The sequence below is a fragment of the Kitasatospora sp. LaBMicrA B282 genome, from assembly GCF_050325825.1.
Lineage (GTDB): Bacteria > Actinomycetota > Actinomycetes > Streptomycetales > Streptomycetaceae > Kitasatospora.
Map to the genome: position 1 here is coordinate 1 of NZ_JBNQTI010000295.1, position 5,337 is coordinate 5,337.

Sequence of the window (5,337 nt, forward strand, 5' to 3'; positions counted from 1 at the left end):
ACGACGCTCTTCCGATCTGTCGGTCGGCGGCGGACCGCGGCCGGCCACCGTGGCGGCCCCGGCAGTTGCGGCCGAGCCCGCGCCGGCCCCGGCCGCCGGGCCCGAGCCCGACCGGGACGACCCGCTGGACACCCCCACCCGGCAGTTGGCGATCGTCCAGCTGCCCGGCGCGGGGGAGCGGACCACCGCCGCGGCGGGCACCCCGACCGAGCGCACCCCCGTCCCGCCGCCCGGCGCGGACACTCCGGTCACCGAGCTCGGCCTGCCCCGCCGGGTGCCCCGCTCCGGCGGGCTGCCCGGCACCGGCGAGATGCCGGCCTCCGAGCTGCGCCGCCTCGCCGCGGGGTCGACCGAGCCCGCCGGACCGGCCACCGCTGCCCCGGCGACCGACGGGCCGGCCGGCACCCCGCCGGGCGCCGCGCAGACCCCGTCGGGCGCCGCACAGACCCCGCCGAGCGTCACCCCGCCGACCGCTGCGGCGGTGCCCGGTGAGCGCCGGCCCCGTACCTCCGCCGAGGAGCTGCGCCGTCGACTCGGCGGTTTCCAGAGCGGGTTGCGCCAGGCGGCCCGCGAGTCCGCCGTCGAGGAAGCCGAGGAGCAGGACCGATGAGCGAATTCGACCAGCGGAACACCCCGGCCGGCGCGACCGGAACCATGCAGGGCGCCGGCCCCTGGCCACCGGCCGGTCGGCCGGTCGGCCAACCGCCGGTCAGCCAGGGTGCGACGAACGTCCGCTGGCTGCTCGCCGACTTCCTCGGCCAGGTCGCCGGGGTGAGCGAGGCGGTGGTGGTCTCCTCCGACGGGCTGCTGCTCGCGGACGCCCAGCAGGGTGTCCGGTCGGACCAGCTCTCCGCCATCGTCTCGGCCCTGACCAGCCTCGCGCAGGGCCTGGCGCGCGCCATCGACTTCGGCGGGGTCAAGCAGACCATGGTGACCATGGACCAGGGGCACCTGGTGGTGATGGCCATCAGCGACGGCTCCTGCCTCGGTGTCTACGCCTCGCTCAGCTGTGATCTGGGCGTGCTGGCCTACCAGATGGCCCTGCTGGTGGAGCGGGCCGGGCACGCCCTGACGCCCCAGGTGCGCAGCGAGCTGCAGCGCGCGATGGCGGTCCGGTGAGCGGGCGGCGGAACCCGGAGGAACCGGATCCGGCCGAGCTGCACCCCGAGGAACCGCACCCCGAGGAGCTGAACCCAGAGGAGATGAGCAGGATGCCCGGCACCGCTGGTAGCGGGAGCGGCAGCAGCGGCAGCAGCGGCGGCGGCGTCGACCCCGGCCTGCCCGGCGTCGGACCCGACGCGGACGGCGGCCCGGCCCGGGCCCGCCGGGCCGACAGCGGGCGGGCCGGGCAGGGCCGTTCGTCCCGGGTCCGCCCGTACGCGATCACCGGTGGGCGGACCCGGTTCGGCCGGGTGCTGCTGGTCGAGACCCTGGTGTCGGCGCTCAACCGGCCGGCCGACCCGGGTGACCGCAGCCTGCCCGAGCTGGCTGCGATCTGCGACGTGTGCCGCGGCCAGATGCGCTCGATCGCGGAGATCTCGGCCCTGCTGCGGATGCCGTTGGGTGTGGTGAAGGTGCTGGTCAGCGATCTGGCCGACCAGGGGCGGATCCGGGTGCACGGGCCGGACGTGGCCGACGGGACCGGGCTGTCCGGGGTGGCCGCAGGTGAGGGTGGGTCGAAGCGCGTGCTGTTGGAGAGGGTGTTGGGTGGACTTCGCAAGCTCTGAGGTGGGTGGGGCCCTGGCGGCTCCGTCGGTCGTGCCGCCCGGGGTCCCGCTGGTGGCCGGCACCGCCACCTCCACCAAGATCGTGGTGGCCGGCGGTTTCGGTGTCGGCAAGACCACCTTCGTCCGCTCGGTCTCCGAGATCCCGCCGCTCACCACCGAGGCCGTGATGACCGAGGCGAGTGTCGGCGTCGACGACACCGCCGCGGTGCCGGCCAAGACCTCGACCACGGTGGCGATGGACTTCGGGCGGATCAGCCTGGAGGACGACCTGGTGCTCTACCTGTTCGGCACGCCCGGGCAGGGCCGGTTCTGGTTCATGTGGGACGACCTGGTGCGCGGTGCGGTGGGCGCGGTGGTGCTCGCCGACACCCGCCGGCTGGCCGACTCGTTCCCGGCCCTGGACTACTTCGAGGGCAGCGGGCTGCCGTTCGTGGTGGCCGTCAACCAGTTCGACGGCGCCCCGGTCTACACCCCGGACGCGGTGCGGGACTCGCTCGCGGTGCCGGCCGAGGTGCCGGTGCTGATCTGCGACGCCCGCGACCGGGCCTCCGCCGTCGAGGTGCTGACGGCGTTGGTGCTGCATGCGCTGGCGACCGAGCCGGCGGCTGCCGGGCCGCTCCGCGCGCAGCTTTGACCGCCCGTCCGAAGACCGCACGCCAGACCGCGGACCGCACGGCAGACCGCACGTCATCAAGCAAGAAGAGGCAGGCAGCGATGCGCAAGATACTGATCGTCGGAGCCGGGCAGGCCGGGCTCCAGCTGGCGCTGGGGCTCCAGTCGCACGGTTACGACGTGACGGTGATGACCAACCGCACCGCCGACGAGGTCCGCAACGGGCGGGTGCTCTCCACCCAGTGCATGTTCGACACCTCGCTGGCCCACGAGCGAGAGCTGGGCATCAACTTCTGGGAGGCGGAGGCCCCCCGGGTCGAGGGCCTCGGGGTCTCGGTCAGCGGCCCGGAGTCGGCCAGAGTGATCGACTGGGTGGGCCGGCTGGACGGCTACGCCCAGTCCGTCGACCAGCGGGTCAAGATGTCCGGCTGGCTGGAGACCTTCGCCCAGCGCGGCGGCCAGGTCGTGGTGCACGGCGTCGCCGTCTCCGACCTGGACTACTTCGCCCGCAGCTACGACCTGGTGCTGGTGGCCGCGGGCAAGGGCGAACTGGTCCAGATGTTCGGCCGGGACGCGAGCCGCTCGCCCTACGAGAAGCCGCAGCGCGCGCTGGCGGTCTCCTACGTGCACGGCCTCGGGCCGCGCCCGGAGCACGAGTTCCGCGCGGTGCGCTGCAACCTGGTGCCCGGTGTCGGCGAGCTCTTCGTGATCCCCGCGCTGACCGTCTCCGGCGACTGCGACATCCTCTTCTGGGAGGGTGTCCCCGGCGGCCCGGTGGACGTCTTCGACGGCGTCAAGGACCCGGCCGAGCAGCTGCGGCTGACCCTGGAGCTGATGAGGACCTTCACCCCCTGGGAGTACGACCGCACCAAGGGCGGGGTGGAGCTGACCGATGCCGGCGCCACCCTGGCCGGCCGCTACGCGCCGGTGGTGCGCAACCCGATCGGTGAGCTGCCCGGCGGTGGACTGGTGCTGGGCGTGGCCGACGTGGTGGTCGCGAACGACCCGATCACCGGTCAGGGTTCCAACAACGCGGCCAAGTGCGCGGCGGTCTACCTGGAGGCCATCCTGGCCCACGGCGACCAGCCCTTCGACCGCGACTTCATGCAGAGCGCCTTCGACCGGTACTGGGAGAACGCGCAGCACGTCACCAAGTGGACCAACGCGATGCTGGCGCCGCCGCCGGAGCACGTGCTGAACCTGATCGGCGCCGCCGGCCAGCTGCCGGCGGTCGCCCACCGGTTCGCCAACGGCTTCGACGATCCGGCCGACTTCGAGAACTGGTTCTACGACCCGGAGAAGGCCGGCGCCTTCCTCGCCTCGGTCTCCCCGGCCCAGGGCTGACGGAGTCCGGTCGGCGCCGCCCCCGGCACGGTTCCCGCTGGTCGGGCGGGGGCGGCGGCGCTGGCCGGCCGCGGGATCCGCTAGAGTCCGGCCTCGCGATCAGACGGCTGCGCGGGCAGCACGGCGGCGGGGGGAGTCCCACCATGGCGGACACGGCGGACACGGCGGAGCAGGCGGAGACGGTGGATGCGGCGGAGGTGACCGACGCCGTGGTGGCGGATGCCGCGCCGGAGCCCCCTGCCCCCGAGGCCGCTCCCGAGCCGGCTGCCCACGAGCCGACCGCCCCCGCCGATGCCACCCCGCCCCCCGTCGACCCCTGGGCCGCCCCCGCCCCCGACGCCCCCGACCTGCCGCCGCGCCCCACCACGCCGCCCACCGGCCCCTGGGTGCACCCCGGCCAGGCCGGCCCGTACGCCGACCCGTACGCGCAGTTCCCCTACGGCCCGCAGCAGTTGCCCGGCACCAACGGACTGGCCATCACCTCGCTGGTCACCGGGATCCTCTGCTGCCTCTGGCCGGCCGCGATCGCCTTCGGGATCGCCGCCCTGGTCCGCCTCCGCAAGCGCCCGCAGCGCGGGCGCGGGCTGGCGATCACGGGCATGGTGCTCGGCGTCCTCGGACTGTTCGCCACGGTGCTCGCGGCGTTCGGCCTGGTGATCGGCGCGACGGTGCTGCGTGACGAGACCTACAGCCTCAAGTCCGGCCAGTGCTTCGTCGAGGACACCACGGCCGGCGGCGCGGTGCGGCGCCGCAGCGTCGACTGCGGGCTGCCGCACTACGGTGAGGTGATGGCCACCTTCCCGGTGGGCGGAGCGACCTTCCCCGGCGCCCAGGCCGTGAGCAGCGAGGCCGACGACCTCTGCCACCACGAGGAGCTGCTCTACGTCACGGACCCGTGGGCGCGGACCGCCTCGCTCGGCGTGCGCTACGTCTACCCGGACACCCAGACCCGCTGGGACGCCTCCGGGCACACCGTGCTCTGCTTCCTGCACGACAACGGCAAGCCCAACGGCGCCGTCGGCTCGCTGCGCCGCGACCAGACCGACCTGACCCAGGCCCAGCAGTCCTTCCTGAAGGCCGTCAGCCTGCTGGACCAGGCGGACGCGCTGCAGCCCACCGGCGACCCGGCGGACGACAGCGCCAAGTCGATGCGGTGGATCCAGCAGACCGCGACCGCCATGCAGCAGGCGCAGACCTCGCTCTCCCAGCAGAACTGGGGCAGTGCCCAGAGCCAGGTGTCCGCGCTGATCACCGAGCTCAAGGACGACCAGCCGCACTGGCAGAACGCCGCCGACGACTCCACCACGGGCGTCGACTCCCTGGTCAACGACCTCACCGGGCGCAGCTCCGACCCGCTGGAGGCCACCGCCCGCCAGGCGCTCGGGCTGGCCGCCCAGGACCCCTACGGCGACTCCACCACCGCACCCGGCGGCAGCGCCGACGCCGGCTCCGGTGGCGCCGCCGGCGCCGCGACCTGAGCGCAGCCCCTGGCACCAGCCCGCCGGGGAGCCCCTGGCGGCAGCTGCTTCGTACTAGTACTGCAACGGTGCTTACCGTGACGGTTGTCGGGTTCGCTCGTTGGGCTGTTCATGGGTGGGGACATATCCGAGGTTGATGCTCGTCGCTGGTCAAACGGGTTGGCCGGACTGCATGA

General features: G+C 74.2%; 5 protein-coding genes and 1 pseudogene. All 6 read left to right on the plus strand.

Features of this window, described 5'->3' with window-relative positions; genetic code table 11:
- A pseudogene (locus ACQRUO_RS38420) lies at positions 1-610 on the plus strand (hypothetical protein); the annotation flags it as partial.
- 44 nt (positions 611-654) lie between these two features.
- Positions 655-1,119: a roadblock/LC7 domain-containing protein gene (locus ACQRUO_RS38425; RefSeq protein WP_428320825.1), complete on the plus strand. Its 465-nt coding sequence runs from the start codon at positions 655-657 to the stop codon at positions 1,117-1,119.
- Positions 1,120-1,211: 92 nt separating this feature from the next.
- Positions 1,212-1,727 carry a DUF742 domain-containing protein gene (locus tag ACQRUO_RS38430; protein WP_428320826.1) on the plus strand — a complete coding sequence of 172 codons (516 nt, stop codon included), beginning with the start codon at positions 1,212-1,214 and terminating at the stop codon, positions 1,725-1,727.
- 13 nt (positions 1,728-1,740) lie between these two features.
- On the plus strand, positions 1,741-2,361 hold the full coding sequence (locus ACQRUO_RS38435) for a GTP-binding protein (protein WP_428320827.1): 621 nt from the start codon (positions 1,741-1,743) through the stop codon (positions 2,359-2,361).
- Between the two features lie 80 nt (positions 2,362-2,441).
- Complete coding sequence (locus ACQRUO_RS38440; protein WP_428320823.1) at positions 2,442-3,683, plus strand: styrene monooxygenase/indole monooxygenase family protein; 1,242 nt, start codon at positions 2,442-2,444, stop codon at positions 3,681-3,683.
- Positions 3,684-3,826: 143 nt separating this feature from the next.
- Entirely contained in the window at positions 3,827-5,161 is a 1,335-nt protein-coding gene (locus ACQRUO_RS38445) for a DUF4190 domain-containing protein (RefSeq protein ID WP_428320824.1), read from the plus strand.
- Positions 5,162-5,337 lie beyond the last annotated feature (176 nt).

What these genes read in the sequence shown, in the direction of transcription:
- ACQRUO_RS38445 (WP_428320824.1), top strand. Translation starts at nt 3,827, where the DNA reads ATGGCGGACACGGCGGACACGGCGGAGCAGGCGGAGACGGTGGATGCG.
- ACQRUO_RS38425 (WP_428320825.1), top strand. Translation starts at nt 655, where the DNA reads ATGCAGGGCGCCGGCCCCTGGCCACCGGCCGGTCGGCCGGTCGGCCAA.
- ACQRUO_RS38440 (WP_428320823.1), top strand. Translation starts at nt 2,442, where the DNA reads ATGCGCAAGATACTGATCGTCGGAGCCGGGCAGGCCGGGCTCCAGCTG.
- ACQRUO_RS38430 (WP_428320826.1), top strand. Translation starts at nt 1,212, where the DNA reads ATGCCCGGCACCGCTGGTAGCGGGAGCGGCAGCAGCGGCAGCAGCGGC.